Annotated in this window: 12 protein-coding genes; 7 read left to right on the forward strand and 5 right to left on the reverse strand. The window is 54.8% G+C overall.

The features are described 5' to 3' along the window. The first annotated feature begins 120 nt into the window (after positions 1 to 120). Complete coding sequence (locus EQG79_RS20565) at positions 121 to 2,982, forward strand: sugar-binding domain-containing protein (protein WP_129603637.1); 2,862 nt, start codon at positions 121 to 123, stop codon at positions 2,980 to 2,982. A 237-nt stretch (positions 2,983 to 3,219) separates the two neighbouring features. On the opposite strand, the gene EQG79_RS31565 is transcribed toward EQG79_RS20565, so the two are convergent. Further along, on the reverse strand, positions 3,220 to 3,753 hold the full coding sequence (locus EQG79_RS31565) for a glycoside hydrolase family 95-like protein (protein WP_129603639.1): 534 nt from the start codon (positions 3,751 to 3,753) through the stop codon (positions 3,220 to 3,222). Between the two features lie 832 nt (positions 3,754 to 4,585). Between EQG79_RS31565 and EQG79_RS20575 the strand changes: the two genes are divergently transcribed. Beyond that, a complete protein-coding gene (locus EQG79_RS20575) occupies positions 4,586 to 4,975 on the forward strand; it encodes a protease inhibitor I42 family protein (RefSeq protein WP_077923806.1) in 390 nt (129 codons plus the stop codon). 300 nt (positions 4,976 to 5,275) lie between these two features. Here the strand turns inward: EQG79_RS20575 and EQG79_RS20580 are convergent, their stop codons facing one another. Next, a complete protein-coding gene (locus EQG79_RS20580) occupies positions 5,276 to 6,046 on the reverse strand; it encodes an AMP nucleosidase (protein ID WP_129603641.1) in 771 nt (256 codons plus the stop codon). A 105-nt stretch (positions 6,047 to 6,151) separates the two neighbouring features. On the opposite strand from EQG79_RS20580, the gene EQG79_RS20585 reads away from it, so the two are divergent. Beyond that, a complete protein-coding gene (locus EQG79_RS20585) occupies positions 6,152 to 6,598 on the forward strand; it encodes a type I restriction enzyme HsdR N-terminal domain-containing protein (protein ID WP_077923808.1) in 447 nt (148 codons plus the stop codon). Positions 6,599 to 6,660: 62 nt separating this feature from the next. On the opposite strand, the gene EQG79_RS20590 is transcribed toward EQG79_RS20585, so the two are convergent. Next, a complete protein-coding gene (locus tag EQG79_RS20590) occupies positions 6,661 to 7,533 on the reverse strand; it encodes an N-acetylmuramoyl-L-alanine amidase-like domain-containing protein (RefSeq protein ID WP_077923809.1) in 873 nt (290 codons plus the stop codon). Between the two features lie 63 nt (positions 7,534 to 7,596). Further along, positions 7,597 to 9,330, reverse strand: a complete 1,734-nt coding sequence (locus tag EQG79_RS20595; RefSeq protein WP_165358934.1) for an alpha-amylase family glycosyl hydrolase — start codon at positions 9,328 to 9,330, stop codon at positions 7,597 to 7,599. Positions 9,331 to 9,527: 197 nt separating this feature from the next. On the opposite strand from EQG79_RS20595, the gene EQG79_RS20600 reads away from it, so the two are divergent. Then, entirely contained in the window at positions 9,528 to 11,399 is a 1,872-nt protein-coding gene (locus EQG79_RS20600; RefSeq protein ID WP_129603643.1) for a glycoside hydrolase family 13 protein, read from the forward strand. Positions 11,400 to 11,586: 187 nt separating this feature from the next. Next, positions 11,587 to 12,249, forward strand: coding sequence for a beta-phosphoglucomutase (gene pgmB / locus EQG79_RS20605; RefSeq protein ID WP_129603646.1), 663 nt, complete (start codon positions 11,587 to 11,589; stop codon positions 12,247 to 12,249). Positions 12,250 to 12,253: 4 nt separating this feature from the next. On the opposite strand, the gene EQG79_RS20610 is transcribed toward pgmB, so the two are convergent. Next, the gene (locus EQG79_RS20610; RefSeq protein ID WP_129603648.1) at positions 12,254 to 13,810 is read right to left on the reverse strand and encodes a serine hydrolase; all 1,557 of its coding nucleotides are present in this window, start codon (positions 13,808 to 13,810) and stop codon (positions 12,254 to 12,256) included. A 125-nt stretch (positions 13,811 to 13,935) separates the two neighbouring features. Between EQG79_RS20610 and EQG79_RS20615 the strand changes: the two genes are divergently transcribed. Beyond that, positions 13,936 to 15,441, forward strand: coding sequence for a M28 family peptidase (locus EQG79_RS20615; protein ID WP_129603651.1), 1,506 nt, complete (start codon positions 13,936 to 13,938; stop codon positions 15,439 to 15,441). Positions 15,442 to 15,471: 30 nt separating this feature from the next. Then, the gene (locus EQG79_RS20620) at positions 15,472 to 16,644 is read left to right on the forward strand and encodes a serine hydrolase domain-containing protein (protein WP_129603653.1); all 1,173 of its coding nucleotides are present in this window, start codon (positions 15,472 to 15,474) and stop codon (positions 16,642 to 16,644) included. The last annotated feature ends 7 nt before the right edge of the window (positions 16,645 to 16,651 follow it).

Here is a 16,651-nt window from a genome sequence, read left to right on the forward strand (position 1 = left end):
CCTGCCCAATCAAATCAGAATAACATATATCTTTTTCAGAAGAACCATCATGGAAGCGTAACGGAGAGAAGCGGTCATTTGCACCTGTTACACCAGTCCTTACCTGGTTAACACCTCAGTATGAAAATCAGAACTACATTAACCGCTCTTCTGGTACTGCTTGGCCTCTACAACTCAATTGCGCAGTCGGAATTAACCCTGGCCGGCACCTGGCAACTACGGCTGGACCCTACCGATGAGGGCATCCGTCGACACTGGTGGTCAGAACCTTTCCCCGATACGATCAGCCTGCCAGGCTCATTAACGGAACACGGAAAGGGCAATGAAGTGACACTACAAACGCCCTGGACCGGCGACGTGGTTGACAGCACCTATTTTTTTTCAAAATCGTACCAATCCTTCCGAGAAGGGGATTTAAAAATTCCGTTCTGGCTGAAACCAGTAAAATATTACGTCGGACCAGCCTGGTACAGAAGGCAGGTTGACATACCAGCCGGCTGGAAAAAGCAGCGGGTGGTGCTCAACCTGGAACGCTGCCACTGGAAAACTATGGTTTTTGTAAACGGGCAGTTTGCCGGCAGCCAGAACAGCCTCGTAGCGGCCCATCAGTTCGATCTTACCAATCTGCTTCAGGCCGGACGAAAAAATACCATCACCATACGCGTCGATAACAACACCCAGGTTTACATTGGCCAGAACTCGCACAGCATATCCGATCATACGCAAACCAACTGGAACGGCCTCGTCGGAAACCTGTCCCTACGGTCGGGCAGTCTCACCGCGCTGGATGAGGTTCAGGTATATCCGAATATTTCTCAGAAAAACATCCGGGTAACGGTGGGCTTTAGCCAGCCCCGAAACCAGACGTTTTCCGGTAAGCTTCTGATGCAGGTTCGTTCGCTACAGAACAGCCGATCAACCCTCCCTCAGCAGGTAAAGGCAATTAAGCTTACGGCCGAGAACACAACGCTCGAAACGACTTATTCCATACCGTCTCCACAGCTCTGGGATGAATTTTCGCCGAACCGCTACGAGCTTTCGCTGGTAGTGGTTGGTAACAGGGCAGATACTATCTCCCGGAAAAAGGTAACGTTTGGCATGCGCGAGATAGGCACAAAAGGAACCCGCATTACCGTAAACGGCCGACCGGTTTTTTTGCGGGGCGACGTAGACTGCGCTGCCTTCCCGCTTACAGGTTATCCGCCAACGGACTACAAACACTGGGGAAAAATCATGCGAACGCTGAAAGAGCATGGTTTGAACCATTTACGTTTTCACTCCTGGTGCCCACCGGAGGCCGCCTTCCAGGTAGCGGATGAACTGGGTTTATATCTATACGTAGAAAGCCCGTCCTGGGCCAACCAGGGTAGCGCCGTAGGGGCAGGTGGTCTGGTCGACGACTTTATCTATCAGGAATCGGAGCGCATGCTGAAGGCATATGGGAATCACCCCTCGTTCTGTATGATGTCGTACGGCAATGAACCTGCAGGCGTTAATCAGGGCAATTTTCTGGGCAAATGGGTACTCCACTTCAAAGCCAAAGATACCCGACGCCTGTATACGAGCGGAGCTGGGTGGCCTATGCTACCCGAGAACCAGTTTCATATCCATTCAGATGCCCGAATTCAACGGTGGGGAGAGGGGCTGGCCAGCATCATCAACCGCGACAAGCCAAGAACCGACTACGACTGGCGTACTATCATCAGGCCATCTAAAGTTCCTTATATCAGCCACGAAATCGGGCAATGGTGTGTGTATCCCAACTTCGATGAAATGGCCAAATACACCGGGGTGCTAAAACCAACCAACTTTGAGATTTTCCGGCAGACGCTTCAGGATCAGGGAATGGGCGATCAGGCCCGTGACTTTCTGATGGCCTCGGGCAGGCTCCAGACTCTCTGTTACAAAGCCGACATAGAAGCGGCCCTTCGAACTCCTGGTTTTGGCGGTTTTCAGCTGCTGGGCCTCCACGATTTTCCGGGGCAGGGAACGGCACTAGTGGGCGCGTTAGATGTTTTTTATGAGCCTAAGCCCTATACCTCGAAAAGCGAATACAGCCAGTTCTGCAATGCAACGGTACTGCTGGCCCGGCTCGACAAACTTGTTTTTCAGACCAATGAATCCGTAAAAGCGGCTATTGAGATTGCTCATTTTGGTGCTCATGAACTAACCAACCAGACCGTCAGCTGGTCGGTTACCGATGACCAGTCGAAGGTGCTCGTTCAGGGTAAACTAAACAAAGAGCGGGTTCATATCGATAATGCCCAGCCGGTAGGCCTGATCAATGTCGATCTGGCTTCTATCAAAGAACCGACCCGCCTTACCCTGACGGTCCAGCTGGTCAACTCAGCCGTGAAAAACAGTTGGCACCTCTGGGTCTATCCGGCTGGTCTGAGGGCTGATGCTGCCGTAGGTAATGTACTGATAGCTCACTCTATGACGGATGAGGTGGTGCAACGGCTGGAGCAGGGCGCTACGGTTTTGCTGCTTCCTTACGGCCGTATTGCACCCGACAAAGGGGCACAGGTAAAAATCGGTTTTTCGACAGTTTTCTGGAATACTTCCTGGACCATGGGACAACCCCCTCATACCCTCGGTCTGGTTTGTAATCCGAAACACCCGGCTCTGGCCCATTTCCCAACCGAGTCATTTAGTGATTACCAGTGGCATGATGTTGTCAGCCACGCCCAGCCTATGATTCTGAATGAGTTTCCGAAGCGGTTCAGACCGGTTATCCAGCCGATCGACACCTGGTTTGAGAACCGACGACTGGCCCTGGCGTTTGAAGGAAAAGTAGGTAAGGGGAAATTGCTGGTTTGTAGCGTTGATCTGGAAACGGATCTGAGCAACAGGCCCCCTGCCCGTCAGCTGAAATACAGTTTGCTTCGGTATATGAACAGCGACCAGTTTAACCCTGAACAAGCACTGGATACACCCCTGATTCGCCAGTTGCTCACCAGTTCGGCTTCGGACCGGCGGTGAGTTATTACCCATCGTATAAAGAAACCGGGCGTTAGCACATATACGCCCGGTTTTTTATTGCCATCGATCCGCGAAAGTCCGTATGTTCCTACTATCTTCTGGTGACGCGGTTCATTAATCCGCCGATTCAGCAACGCCATGATCAGCCGTGCTTCCAGCGTTCATGATCGTAAAACTTCCTATACGCTTACGGAGCCTTTCTGGGTTTAGCTCAACGGAACAGCCTGCTCGCTACAGCTATTGCTGACGAAAAGCTTTTGAAAGCACATTTCGCATACGGCCGTTCACATTGACTTTCAGGGGCCGGGCCGTGGGAGAAGTAACCCGGTAGCTGGTAACCCGACCGTTCTTCCAGGAAAAATCGACCGTGAAATTACTGCGGGCTTTGAGTCCTTTGACGGCCCCCTCTCCTTTCCAGCCATCGGGAATAGCCGGTAACAGATCAATGTATCCCTCGTGGCTCTGGATCAGCATCTCAGCAATACCTGCTGTTCCGCCACTGAATACTAACGTAGCGGCTGGGCTCACAGTCAGTTTAAAATTTCCATCTGTATCCGTTGTCGTTCCTTTATTTGTCGCTCCATCAATAAGTATACTGACACCAGGCAGCGTGATTCCGGTAGAGTCTGGAACCGTACCTGATACACTTATTAACTCCTGAGCATACGAATGTGCTGAGCTTATCAAAACAGCAGGAATGAGGTATAAACCCATCATCCATACACGCCACGGGGAGAAACCGAAGCGTAGGAAACGTAGTATTTTCTCCATATCTATCCAGGCTTATAGTGTTAATAATGAATTGAATAAATAGAAATCGTACAAAATTAACTTGCCTCAATATCCTGTTTGGTTATATAATTGACTTTTTATAGTTCGATATTGACTTTGTTAAAAATATAAAGGCAGATTTTTTATTTTGTATTTTTAATGCAGCAACCTATTTTACAAGAAGCTCACCAATTTAATCCCTACAAAATATATAAGTGAAGTATACGGAAACTAAACGGCCTGAGAAACAATGGTATAACTACAACAAATAGAGTAAAATGATCTATTCATCTATTACAATTAATTTAACAGTATTGTACAACAGAAAAATTCTTCACAGAACAAATCCTGAAAACAAAAACGATAATAAACAAGAAATGCTATTCAACAGGCATTTTACTAGTGTGTTCCTACAGTATTATTGTGTATTCAATTTTAAAATATCAAAAAAAAATTCAGGCTAAAAAATTACTATCTATAGATCTCCGTACGCCATATTACATACTCATCAGACTACAAATCTCAGTTAATGATTATTTCTAATTCATCGATAAGCAACTAGTGACGACTGACCTATAGAAGTCAAATCATTAACAATCAAGATTTTACAAACAAATCATATTTACACGAATCATAAATTATTATCAACAACAACAATAATTCCTACAAATACAATATGTTAAGTTCAGTATATACCATTCACGTTTCAATACTATCTCTATATAATATTTAGAGAAAAATAATTAAAAATAAATCCAAAAAATTTATTCATTCATTACAACCCTTTTTATTCGGACAGAGTCATCGATAAAGTAAAAACTTAAAAATCATTATGAAACGCGTAACTTCAATTGTACTACTCCTGTTCGTTCTTGGCGCTGCAGCCTGTAAGCGAGAATCCGAAAGTGTTACTCCAGAAAATACTACCACCCTCTCCGTTAAGAAAGGAGCCACATTCGACCTGACTTTACCAGTGCAATATTCTGCCGGTTCAACAGGAGTAATTTGGAATTTAGTAAACGCTGGTGATGCCACAATTCTTAAGATGAACAGCATGAACACGGTTGTGAATCCCGAAAATTCAGCTGTGTGGGGAAACCAGGTGTGGAATTATACTGCGCTCGCCAAGGGAACTACTACGCTGGAGTTTCATTTCGCTAGACCTACTGTTTTAAACGAGGTCATGGAGAAAAAAGCCTATAAAATTACGGTGACTGACTAACCAGTAGAGAGAATAGCCGAAACCGGCTCTGTCTTGTTGTATCTGGCCTGATGACAGCCAGATACAACAAGACAGGATACACAACAAAGACTAATGGCAGCGTCTCAGGTTTCTTTACCTAAGCTATCGACCTATCTAATGAAGCACCAGGCGCCCGTCTGGTGCTTTTTTTGTCCGCCCAATGTATCATCAGTATCCGAGGCCATCGATCGCTATACGACTTTCCTGGTCTGTATAAACGAAACGAGCGGCTGCCCGAAACCGACAGCCGCTCGCCTGGAAAATCCGTTCCTCCCATTGTTATTCGAAGCGCAGGTGCTTCACCGAATCGCCGGACATTTCGAGTTCGAGCAGGGAGTCGATGCCAATGTCGAGGTGTTTGGTAACGAACTGTCCCGTAACCCGTTTATCACTTTCTTCGGTTTTTACCCCCTCGGGCACGAGCGGATTATCAGACACCAGTAACAGGGCGCCATGTGGAATGGAATTCGCAAAGCCAACGGTAAAGATCGTAGCCGTTTCCATATCGATCGCCATCGCCCGGGTCTCGCGCAGGTATTCTTTGAACACTTCGTCATGCTCCCAGATGCGCCGGTTCGTGGTATAGACCGTACCCGTCCAGTAGTCGAGTTCGTGCTTCTTGATCATCGACGACACCGCCCGCTGCAACCGGAACGAAGGCAGGGCCGGAATTTCCGGACGCATGTAATCATTGCTGGTTCCTTCGCCCCGGATGGCCGCGATGGGCAGCACCAAATCGCCAATCTGGGTCTTTTTCAGCCCTCCGCACTTGCCCAGGAACAGAACCGCTTTCGGCCGGATGGCCGATAACAGGTCCATGACGGTAGCGGCCATAGCGCTACCCATACCGAAGTTGATAATGGTGATGTTATTAGCCGTAGCGGTTTGCATGGCCCGGCCCAGCCCAAAAATTTCGGTGTTGAATTTTTCCGCAAACAGCTCTACATAATTAATAAAGTTGGTCAGCAGGACATATTCGCCAAATTGCTCGATGGGGGTTCCGGTATACCGGGGCAGCCAGTTATTGACAATCTCTTCTTTCGTTTTCATAGGTACAAAGTGGGATTAAAAAGAGCAGCCTATTATTGCCGGGAGTGAGCCAAATTGCTGGTGTATTATTCCCGGTTGTCGATGCTTTCTCTGTATTTTTGGGGTATGCTTGCGTTGAACCTGCCCCCTTTTGATCACAAAACTAAGCAAGTCGAAGGGAAACCGTATATTTTCGACTTACTCCGCCGGAAGTATGTCCGGCTCTCGCCCGAGGAGTGGGTTCGGCAACATATTGTCAACCTGCTGCTGACGCATTACGCCTACCCGAAGGCCCTTATCCGAACCGAAGGCGGGCTTACGCTCAACCAGACGCAGAAACGGACCGATGTAGTGGCCTTTGACCGGCAGGGGCAACCGTTTCTGGTCGTTGAATGCAAAGCCCCCCACGTGCCGCTGACCCAGGCCGTTTTTGATCAGATTACCCGCTATAACCACATTCACCGGGCGCCGTATATCGTTGTTTCCAACGGGCTGACCCACTACTGCTGCTGCATTGACCACGACACGGCCGAAATCCGTTTCCTAGACGATTTTCCGGCGTTCGGAGCCTAGCAAAACGCCCCGGTACCGTACGGGGCCAGGGCGTTCGTAGCATCGGATAAAGGTGGCCTAAGTTACTGATTCACAACGGCCGTGAGTGCCCCACTACCCGCCCGCAACCGCGCCACCCGGATTCCCGATAGTCGCTTATGATACAGCACATAGTCGCTTAGCGGCTGGGCGGTAATCATGACCTGGCCCTGCTCCGACGATGCGTGCAGGAGGTGAATACGACCGTTTGGCTGACGAACGGCCAGCCCAACGTGTTTCATATCGAGACCCGGACGGGCCGCGGTCAGCATCACAATGTCACCCTCGCGCAGCTGGCTCTCAGCCTGCCGGATGTTCTTCCTGGGGATGAACGCAAACGTCTGCTGGTTCAGCTCGGCTTCGGTCAGCGCCATCTGCCGGTATACTGCCGGATCACGCAGGGCCGGGTATCGGTACGTGGCGGTTGTCATGTACGACACCGGTTTGGCCACCGACATAGCTCCCGGCAGTTCGCGGGTAACGTCGGTCAACAACCCCTTTCGTTCGTTATCGCGGAGCCAGTCCGAAAAATAATGAAGTCGGCTGGCGTACCCGTCTATGCGGCCATTGCGGTAGCGCAGCTGGGTCAGATACTGCTGAAAGCTACGTTCGAGCTGCGCGGGCGTCGCTTTTGCCGACAGCTCGAACCGCGCCAGTGAAAGCGCCAGCACCGTTTCGAGGTAGGTCGTACAGTCGAAGGCGTCTACATTGACCACCAGCTGCTCGGTCGCGTTCAGGTCGAGCGTATTGGCTACGTACGGCTTACCGATCAATTGCTTGCCGACCTGCACGGCCGTTTCGGCGGGTGTTTTTCCGCCGGCACTGGCCCACTGACTCAGCTTCACCGCTATCGGTTCCTGAGCCAGCGAAGCCGTTGCTATGGTTAAAAGTACGCCCAGGGTAAACCTTTTTTTCATAGATTGAGATAACAGTTGCCTACGTCGTATGGACGACGCAAGCCGGATAAAGTACCGATTTTGTCAGGCTTTAATTTCCAGCACCCGAACACTGCGGGGCGGAACAGACAGCGCAACCCCCTCGCGGCCCACAGCCTCTACCTGCGTATCGCTCAGAAAAATATCGGTGAACCGGTAAGTCCGCATGGGGTCCAGCCCCAGAGTAGCGAACGCATGGCCTGGCAGCTGAACGGTGGTTTCGTAGGTTGTATGCGCCGAGAAGTTACAGACGATCAGCAGTTTCTGGCGATCGGTATAGCGCAGGTAACTGTACAGCTGATGAGCGTCGTAGCCTATGCTCTGGCCGTTGTCGTTAGCCCACTGAAGATCGTAGAAATAACCGTTCTGGATGGCGTCGGAGCCGTTGACGAGGTGGTTGAGCTGCTGGTAAAACGCCCGCAGCTGCCGCTGTTCGTCGGAGAGCCCCCCACCGTCGTAACGGCCCTGCTCGCCGGGCTGCGCGTTGAGCCAGCCCTGCCACTCGGGAATGCCCCAATAATCGAAGATGGTCGTACGGCCGTCGTCGCCACTGAATCCTTCGCTGCCCTCGGCCCGAACGCCTACCTCCTGCCCGAAATACAGCAGAAACGGCCCGGTATGCATGGTAGCGGCCAGGGTCATGGCCGGCACAGCCGCCCAGGGCGTATTGGCAAAAACCCGCGAGGCAATGCGTTGCTCGTCGTGGGTTTCCAGAAACCGGAGCATGTGCTGGGCATAATCGCCCGACTGCTGCTGCCACACCCGCGTGAGGTCGTAGCAGGAGCCGTGACCTTCCATCAACGCCCGCAGCGCATCGTACAGCCCCACCTTATCGTAGAGATAATCAAACCCACCGTCGAAAATAAAGGGCCGGTACAGGTGCGGCTCGTAAATCTCGGCAATGAAAATAAGCCGCGGATACCGTTGTTTCACCCGTCCGATGGCCCACCGCCAGAACTCGACCGGCACCAGCTGAGCCATGTCGCAACGGAACCCGTCGACGCCTTTGTCGGACCAGAACAACAGGATGTCGAGCATCTGCTGCCAGGTGGCCGGTATCGGGTCGAAATGACGGCTGCCGTCGAAGACATTGATCCCGTAGTTGAGCTTTACAGTCTCATACCAGTCGTTGCTATCGGGCGTGGCCGTAATGGAGCCCGACCCGGTAACCTTGGCCGGGTATTCGTGCAGCCGGGCGGGGCCATTGGTGTTCCCGGCCGGGGCTACAAAAGTCTGACCGGGCAGGTAATAGAAATTATTATCGGGCGCAAAGCCAACCGTCGTATCGTCCTGCTCGCCCAGATCGACTACCCCCGCCGGTTTGGCGTCGGACTGGTACTGCCGCGCCACGTGGTTCGGTACAAAGTCGATGATGACCCGCAGTCCGTGTGCATGGGTCCGCTCGATCAGGGCGTCGAATTCGGCCATCCGATTCGGCACCTCAACGGCCAGATCAGGGTCGACATCATAATAATCGCTGACCGAGTAGGGAGAACCCGCACGGCCTTTGACCACGGCCGGATCGTGGGGTTGAATGCCATATGCTGCGTAATCGGTCTGGGTAGCGTGCTCCAGCACCCCCGTATACCAGACGTGCGAGGCCCCAAACTGCCGGATACTCCGTAACGCTGCGTCGTTGATGTCGGCGAATGTTCCGGACCCGTTCTCCGACTTTTCGCCATGGGGGCGGTTGGTGGTATTCGTGTTACCGAACAGCCGGGTAAAAATCTGGTAGATAATAAGTTTGTCCATTACGGGGACAACGGACGTCGTATTCATGAACGAGGTTACGGCTGTTTACAGTTTATAATGCAAAGCTATGGCCTTTTTCGCCGAAAAACTTGGGTTATTTTTGCCAACGAATAGCCCCTCGGTACGCAGGCAGGCCGCTGACAGGGGTAACCAAACCGGCGCCCGTCGGCCAGATCGCCTGCTACGCCTGGTTCGGCTTCATTTTCATCCAGCATAACCACTACATGAGACGATCATTGTTTACACTCATCTGCGCCCTGGCCACTACGCTGGCGGCTTTTGCCCAGACCGCTCAGATCCAGCGGCTGAACCCAACCAACTGGTGGGTGGGCATGAAAAACCCGAAGCTGCAACTACTGGTCTACGGCCCCAACGCCGGTACCCTGACCTATACGGTCAACTACCCGGGGGTTAAGCTGGTCAAAGCCCATACTGTCGAGAACCCCAACTACGCGTTTCTCGACCTGACCATTGCCCCAACGGCCCGCCCCGGCACACTGAAACTGGTTGGCAAGCGCGGCACGCAGACGCTGACCCAGCCTTTTGAGCTGAAAGCCCGCAACCGCGAACCGAAAGCCCAGGGCGTAACGGCCGCCGACTTCATCTACCTGGCCATGCCCGACCGTTTTGCCAACGGCGACCCCGGCAACGACAAATTTGCCGACCTGGCCGACCCCAACGCCGACCGGGCCAATCCGGTTTACCGCCACGGGGGCGACCTCGCCGGAGCTGCCCAGCACCTCGACTACCTGAAAGACCTCGGCGTGACGGCCATCTGGTTTACCCCCGTACTGGAAAACAACCAGCCGCTTACGAACGAAGGGGGCCTGATGCGGTCGGCCTACCATGGGTATGGCTTCACGGACCATTACACCATTGACCGGCGCATGGGCGGCAACGAAGGGTATAAGGAATTTGTCAGGAAAGCCCATGCCGCCGGCATCAAGGTTGTTCAGGACGCCGTGTATAACCACGTCGGTATTAACCACTGGTTCCTGAAAGACATGCCGATGAAAGACTGGCTCCACCAATGGCCTACCTACACCAATACGTCGTACAAATACCAGCCCATTACCGACCCGCACGGCGCCGAAAGCGATCGGCGCGTGTCGCTCGATGGCTGGTTCGTACCGCACCTGCCCGACCTCAACCAGAACAATCCGTTTCTGGCCAACTTCCTGATTCAGCACGCCATCTGGTCGGTCGAAGAGTTTGGGGTCGATGCCTGGCGGGTCGACACGTACATGTATAACGACCAGCCATTTATGAACCGCTGTAACGCGGCCCTGCTGGAACAATACCCCAACATCCACATCTTTGGCGAATCGTGGGTCAACAACGTAGTCGATCAGGCCTATTACACCCGCAACAAAATCGATTTTCCGTTCAAATCGAACCAGCCGGGCGGCCTCGATTTTGTGGTGTATTCGGCTATTCTCGACGCGCTGAAGCAGAATTTCAGCTGGGACGATGGCGTCAACCGGTTTTACCAGGCGCTGGCGCAGGATGCCGTTTATGCAGACCCCAGCAAGCTCGTCACCTTCCTCGACAATCACGATACCGACCGCTACCTGTCGGTCATCGGCGAAGACATCAACAAGTACAAGATGGGGCTGACCTGGCTGCTAACCACACGCGGCATACCCAGTATGTACTACGGCACGGAAATTCTGATGAAGAATTTCAAGAACCCGTCCGATGCGGAGGTCCGGCGCGATTTTCCGGGCGGTTTTCCGGGCGATAAGGAGAACAAGTTCACGGCCGCCGGTCGCGACAAACGCGAGAACGATGCGTTCGATTTTGTGCGGAAGCTGGCCACGTACCGCAAGGCTACCCCGGCCCTGCATACCGGTAAGCTCATGCAGTATCTGCCGCAGGACGGTACGTATGTGTATTTCCGGTACGATGCCAACAAAACGGTGATGGTAGCCAGTAATACCAACGACAAAGAGATTTCGCTCGACACCGCCCGGTTTGCCGAACGCGTGGCCGGATTCCGGTCGGCCCGTAACGTGCTGACCGACGAAACCCTGTCGGACCTGAAACTGATCAAACTACCGGCCAAAACGGCCGTTGTGCTGGAACTGAAGAAGTAGTTATGCTCCTGATTGTTTGTCATGGTGACCAAGCCGGCCGCCCGGCTTGGTCACCATGACAAACAATGACTGCACCTTTATACCTCTGTAGACAATAGGCTTCTATAGCAGCGCTCAGCCTTATCGAAGAAGTCTACGCTTTCGTTAAAAGGCCCTACTTTTACGACTTACTACAACCTGAAACGCTATGCCCATCAAGGCTTTTTTATTCGATCTAGACGGCGTCATTGTCGACACAGCCGTATACCACTATCAGGCCTGGAAACGACTGGCCAACGAACTGGGCTTCGATATTTCAGAAGAGTTTAACGAACGGCTCAAGGGCGTCAGCCGCACCGAGTCGCTGGATATTATACTGGCCCACGGTGGCCTGACCTTACCCGATGAGGAAAAGCTGGAACTGGCTTCCCAGAAAAACAACTGGTACCTGGATCTGGTCAGCCGCATGACCGCCGAGGACATCCTGCCCGGCGTGGCTACATTTTTCTCGCAGGTTCGCAAAGCGGGCCTGCAAACGGCGCTGGGATCGGTCAGTAAAAACGCTCCGCTCATTCTGGAGCGCATCGGTATGTCGGCGGTGTTCGACGCGGTCATCGACGGCAACAAGATCAGCAAGGGCAAACCCGACCCGGAAGTATTTACCAAAGGCGCGGCCGAGCTGGAGGTTCGTCCGGCCGAATGTGTGGTTTTCGAAGACGCCGTAGCCGGGGTAGAAGCGGGCAAACGGGGCGGCATGTTCGTGGTTGGTCTGGGGTCGCCGGAGGTGCTGACGCAGGCCGATCTGGTAGCCCCTTCGCTCGACGTACTAACGGTCGACGAGGTGCTGGCCAAAGCCAATGCGCGGCCGTAAACCGCTAGCGCTCAGCTACGCCCTTGCTGGTCGGCTCGGGCGTTTTGAGCAGTTCGGTACCGGCCCAGCTTAGCCGGGCCACGCTCCCCCGCGCATCGAGCACGAAGCCTACCGCGTCGGTTCCCTCCCAGAAGTTGCTGTAGGTCAGCCGGAACGTGTCGTAATGCCAGTGATCGAGCCGGCCGGTCATCACGTCGTTGGCCGAAAAGACGAGTTTACCATCCTGCACGCTCACGCTGACCTTGCCATAGAGCGGGTCCGTATACTGCCCGGCATAGGCCGTGAGCGGCAGCGATGGTTTTGTATTCCTGACGCGCAGGCTGTCGACCCGGCGCTCGGCCGCTTTCCGGCGCAGCTGTATATCGCTGTACAGCTTGTAGAGATCGGCGTTCCAGTCGCGGCTGATCCCCAACGCAAACTGATCGAACGCGCGGTACATGAGCGCGTGGCGCAGTTCGGCATGATCGAGGTTGCCCTGTATGTAAACAGCCAGTTTCTGGTCGGGGAGCTGGGCATGCATGGCGACCATGCCCGTCAGGCTCCCGGTATGGAAGTTGACCCGGTGGCCCCGGTAGTCGTGCTGGAACCAGCCCAAGGCGTAGGTTTTCCAGGTCGGTTTGGTCAGCACCTTCGAGGGGTAAAACTGGGCATCGGTCACGATTACCTGCGGCTTGAACAGCTCGGCCCAGGTGGCGGGTTTGAGCAACTGACGGGCTTCGGCCTGTCCTGACCGATACCGGCCCGAATCGAGCATACACTGCATCCAGAGGGCCAGATCGTCGGAACACGACCAGACCGACCCGGCCGGCCCTACCGCGTCGACGGCGCCCTCTTCGCGTTTGTTTTTAACGACCCGGACCGTATCGTTTACCGCTACGTGTGGCCAGGCCCGGTTGGGGTCGGTCACCTCCCGAAACAGCGCTTTGGTGCGGGTCATACCCAACGGTTCGAAAATACGCTGCCGGATAAACGTTTCCCAGGGCTGGCCGCTCACTTTCTCCACCACTTTGCCGGCGGCCAGATACATGATATTCTGGTAGATGAACCCCGACCGCAGCGAGTATACCGGTTTGACCAGCCGCATCCGATGCAGAATCTCATCGGACGGAATCTGCATAATGGTCCAGAGCAGATCGGCATTCCCAACACCGGTGTTATGGGTCAGCAGGTCGCGCACCCGCAACTCGCGCGTAACGGCCGGATCGTACAGCTGAAAATCAGGCAGGTAATTGAGGACCGGATCGTCCCAGTGGAGTTTGCCTTCGTCGACGAGCATGCCGAGACAGGCCGCCGTCATAGCTTTGGTGGTCGACGCCATGGCAAAAAGCGTTTGCGTATTGACGGGCTCCGCCTGGTTGAGCTCCCGAACGCCGTAGCCTTTCTTGAGCAGCACGGTTCCATCTTTCACCACCGTAACGGTGAGGCCCGGAACGTGCCAGTCGCGCACGGCCTGCTGTACGTAGGTGTCGTAGGCCACGACCGGATCGGCCTGCCGGGTTTTTGACTGGGCCATCAGGCAGTGGCTGCCGATGAGGAGGGTACACAACAGGGCGAGTTTCATAGAGGGGAGGATTGAAGAGCCAATATACACAGAGATCGACCAGTATTTTACGGATTGGCACCAATCATCAGCGCCAGGCCATTAGCTTTGCTTTTCATCCTGTTTGTGCCCAATACATCCTGACAATGATTCACCTGTACAGTCAACGAACCCTGCTGCTGGCGGCCCTGAGTGCCTGCATCAACCTGGCCAGTCCATCCGGTATCCATGCTCAGTCCAAAGCCCGATCCGCTTCACCCGCCGGAGCCGCTGCCATCCGCGAAGCAGACATCAAACGCGACCTGTTTGCCCTGGGGGGCGATCATTTTCGGGGTCGCGAGGCCGGCTCGCTCGATGAGCTGAAAGCCTCGGTCTGGATTGCCGAACAACTCCGCGCCATGGGCCTGCAACCCGCCGGCGACGACGGTACGTTTTTCCAGTTCTTTCATATCCAGCGCACCCGCATCACCGAAACCAGCCGGCTCGCCATTGGCAGTCGACAGCTCACCCACGGCCAGGACGCCTTTCTGCTGGCGCCGGCTATTGCCTCGGTCGATGCCCCCCTCGTCTTCGTCGGTACGGGTTCGCCGGGCGAGATGGCCAATGTCGATATTAAAGGCAAGGCCGTAGCGATCCTGTTTTCGGGAACCGGCCCGGCCGAGCTGAGCTACCGTCGGTTTTTGTTCGGCACCATGACCCGGCGGGCGGCCGAACTCGTGAAGGCGGGTGCCGTGGCGGTGGTGTGGGTATCTAACGAGCAGGCCCAGTCGTATTTCGAGCGCTGGACAACGGGGCTGGAACGCGGCCGATACGATCTGCCCGGCGGGCCCAACACGCGCATATTTACCCAGGCGCCAACGGTCTGGTTACCGGCCAGCGCCATCGACTGGATCAAACAACCCAACCAGCAGTTTACCAACGTGGTCAACGTGGAGAGTTTCAGCTACCCGTCGGTCAATATCGTCGCCAAAGTAGCCGGTACCGACCCAACGCTGGCTAAAGAACACATCCTGTTCAGTACCCACCAGGACCACGACGGCGTTCGGCGGGCGGTAGCGGGTGATTCGATCTGGAACGGTGCCGACGATAACGCCAGCGGCTGCGTTGCCACGATGGCCATTGCGAGAGCGTTTGTCAAACAACCCGCCAAACGCTCGGCGCTGTTTGTGTTCCACGGCGCCGAAGAACGGGGGCTGCTCGGTTCGCGCTATTACGTGGACAAGCCTACCGTGCCGCGCGGGTCGATCGTGGCGGTGCTGAACGCCGAAATGATCGGCCGTAATGCCCCCGACAGTGCCTGTATTCTGGGTCAGCAGCCACCCCACCGTAACTCGACCGACCTGGTCAGTGCCGCTCTGGCCGCCAACCAGGCCAACACCCGGTTCAAACTCGACACGCTCTGGGACAAACCAGAGCACCCCGAAGGCTGGTATTTCCGGAGTGACCACCTGCCCTACGCCCGGGTCAATATCCCCGCCATCGCGTTTACGAGCCTGCTCCACCCCGACTATCATACCCCCAAAGACGAACCCGAGCGCATCGACACCGGCAAAGTGACCAACATAGCCCGCTGGATGTACCTCACCGGCTGGGACATTGCCAACCACCCAACCCGCGTCCGGCTCGATCCGAATTTCAAGCTGGAACGATAAACGGCTCACGACAAACCTTTCTCTACACGCATGACGCATCTCTATTCCCGCCCACTGGTTACCGCGTTGCTGTTGTGGCTGGTGGTTGCCTGCCAGCGCCCCGTTTCGTCCTCCGCAGTATATTATCCGCCCAAAGGCGATAACTGGGCCACGATAACGCCCGAAAAAGCAGGCATGAACCCTGCGTTGCTCGACGCAGCCGTGGCCTTCGCCAAAACGCAGGAAACCACCCAGATGAAACCGGATTTCTCGACCCAGGAAGAGATTTTCGGGAAGCTCCTCGGGCCGATGCCCACCAGCCGGGCGGCCACGAACGGCATCATTCTCCGCCACGGCTACATCGTAGCCGAATGGGGCGACACCCGCAGCGTTGACCCAACCTACAGCGTAGCCAAAAGCGTGCTGTCGACGGTGGTAGGCATCAGCCACGAGCGGGGCCTGATCCCGGACATTTTCGAGCCGGTCTCGACGCTGATTCACGATGGCGGCTATGATTCGGAACAGAACCGGGCCGTAACCTGGGAGCAGCACCTCCGCCAAACAACCGAGTGGGAAGGCAGTCTCTGGGGTAAAAACAGCGATTTTATTGGCAAGGAAGCGTTTGGCCGCGGAGAACGCAAGCCCCGCACCCTGCAAAAACCCGGCACCTATTACGAGTATAACGACGTACGGATCAACCGCATGGCGCTTTCGCTGCTGCGGCTCTGGAAAAAGCCGATCCCTGAGGTAGTGCGCGATGAGATCATGAACCCCATCGGTGCGTCGGACACCTGGCAGTACATCCCCTATCCTACGGCCGTAGCCGACGTGGATGGCCAGTCCATGCCCTCGGTAAGTGGCGGTACCCGCTGGGGGGGTGGCCTACGCATCAGCGCCCGCGATCTGGCCCGGTTCGGCTACCTCTACGGGCGGCAGGGACGCTGGCAGAACCGGCAGATCATTTCGGCCGACTGGGTCAGGCAGGCTACTACCGGCAACGCCGTTGGCCCCGACTACGGCTACCTGTGGTGGCTGAATACGGGCAACGCAGCCGGTGGCAAAAAGCCCTGGCCCGACGCACCGACCACCAGCTTTGCAGCCCTTGGCGCGGGGTCGAACACCGTCTGGGTCGACCCCGAACACGATATCGTTATTGTGTGGCGCTGGCATAACGGCAGTCCGAACGAGCTGATCAAACGGGTACTGGCCGCAGTACAGCCGTAACGGTACG

The sequence above is a fragment of the Spirosoma sordidisoli genome (assembly GCF_004138325.1).
Lineage (GTDB): Bacteria > Bacteroidota > Bacteroidia > Cytophagales > Spirosomataceae > Spirosoma > Spirosoma sordidisoli.

Bases quoted from the DNA above. Each gene is read 5' to 3' on its own strand.
- EQG79_RS20565 (WP_129603637.1), top strand. From the start codon at position 121: ATGAAAATCAGAACTACATTAACCGCTCTTCTGGTACTGCTTGGCCTC.
- EQG79_RS31565 (WP_129603639.1), bottom strand. From the start codon at position 3,753: ATGGAGAAAATACTACGTTTCCTACGCTTCGGTTTCTCCCCGTGGCGT.
- EQG79_RS20575 (WP_077923806.1), top strand. From the start codon at position 4,586: ATGAAACGCGTAACTTCAATTGTACTACTCCTGTTCGTTCTTGGCGCT.
- EQG79_RS20580 (WP_129603641.1), bottom strand. From the start codon at position 6,046: ATGAAAACGAAAGAAGAGATTGTCAATAACTGGCTGCCCCGGTATACC.
- EQG79_RS20585 (WP_077923808.1), top strand. From the start codon at position 6,152: ATGCTTGCGTTGAACCTGCCCCCTTTTGATCACAAAACTAAGCAAGTC.
- EQG79_RS20590 (WP_077923809.1), bottom strand. From the start codon at position 7,533: ATGAAAAAAAGGTTTACCCTGGGCGTACTTTTAACCATAGCAACGGCT.
- EQG79_RS20595 (WP_165358934.1), bottom strand. From the start codon at position 9,330: ATGAATACGACGTCCGTTGTCCCCGTAATGGACAAACTTATTATCTAC.
- EQG79_RS20600 (WP_129603643.1), top strand. From the start codon at position 9,528: ATGAGACGATCATTGTTTACACTCATCTGCGCCCTGGCCACTACGCTG.
- pgmB (WP_129603646.1), top strand. From the start codon at position 11,587: ATGCCCATCAAGGCTTTTTTATTCGATCTAGACGGCGTCATTGTCGAC.
- EQG79_RS20610 (WP_129603648.1), bottom strand. From the start codon at position 13,810: ATGAAACTCGCCCTGTTGTGTACCCTCCTCATCGGCAGCCACTGCCTG.
- EQG79_RS20615 (WP_129603651.1), top strand. From the start codon at position 13,936: ATGATTCACCTGTACAGTCAACGAACCCTGCTGCTGGCGGCCCTGAGT.
- EQG79_RS20620 (WP_129603653.1), top strand. From the start codon at position 15,472: ATGACGCATCTCTATTCCCGCCCACTGGTTACCGCGTTGCTGTTGTGG.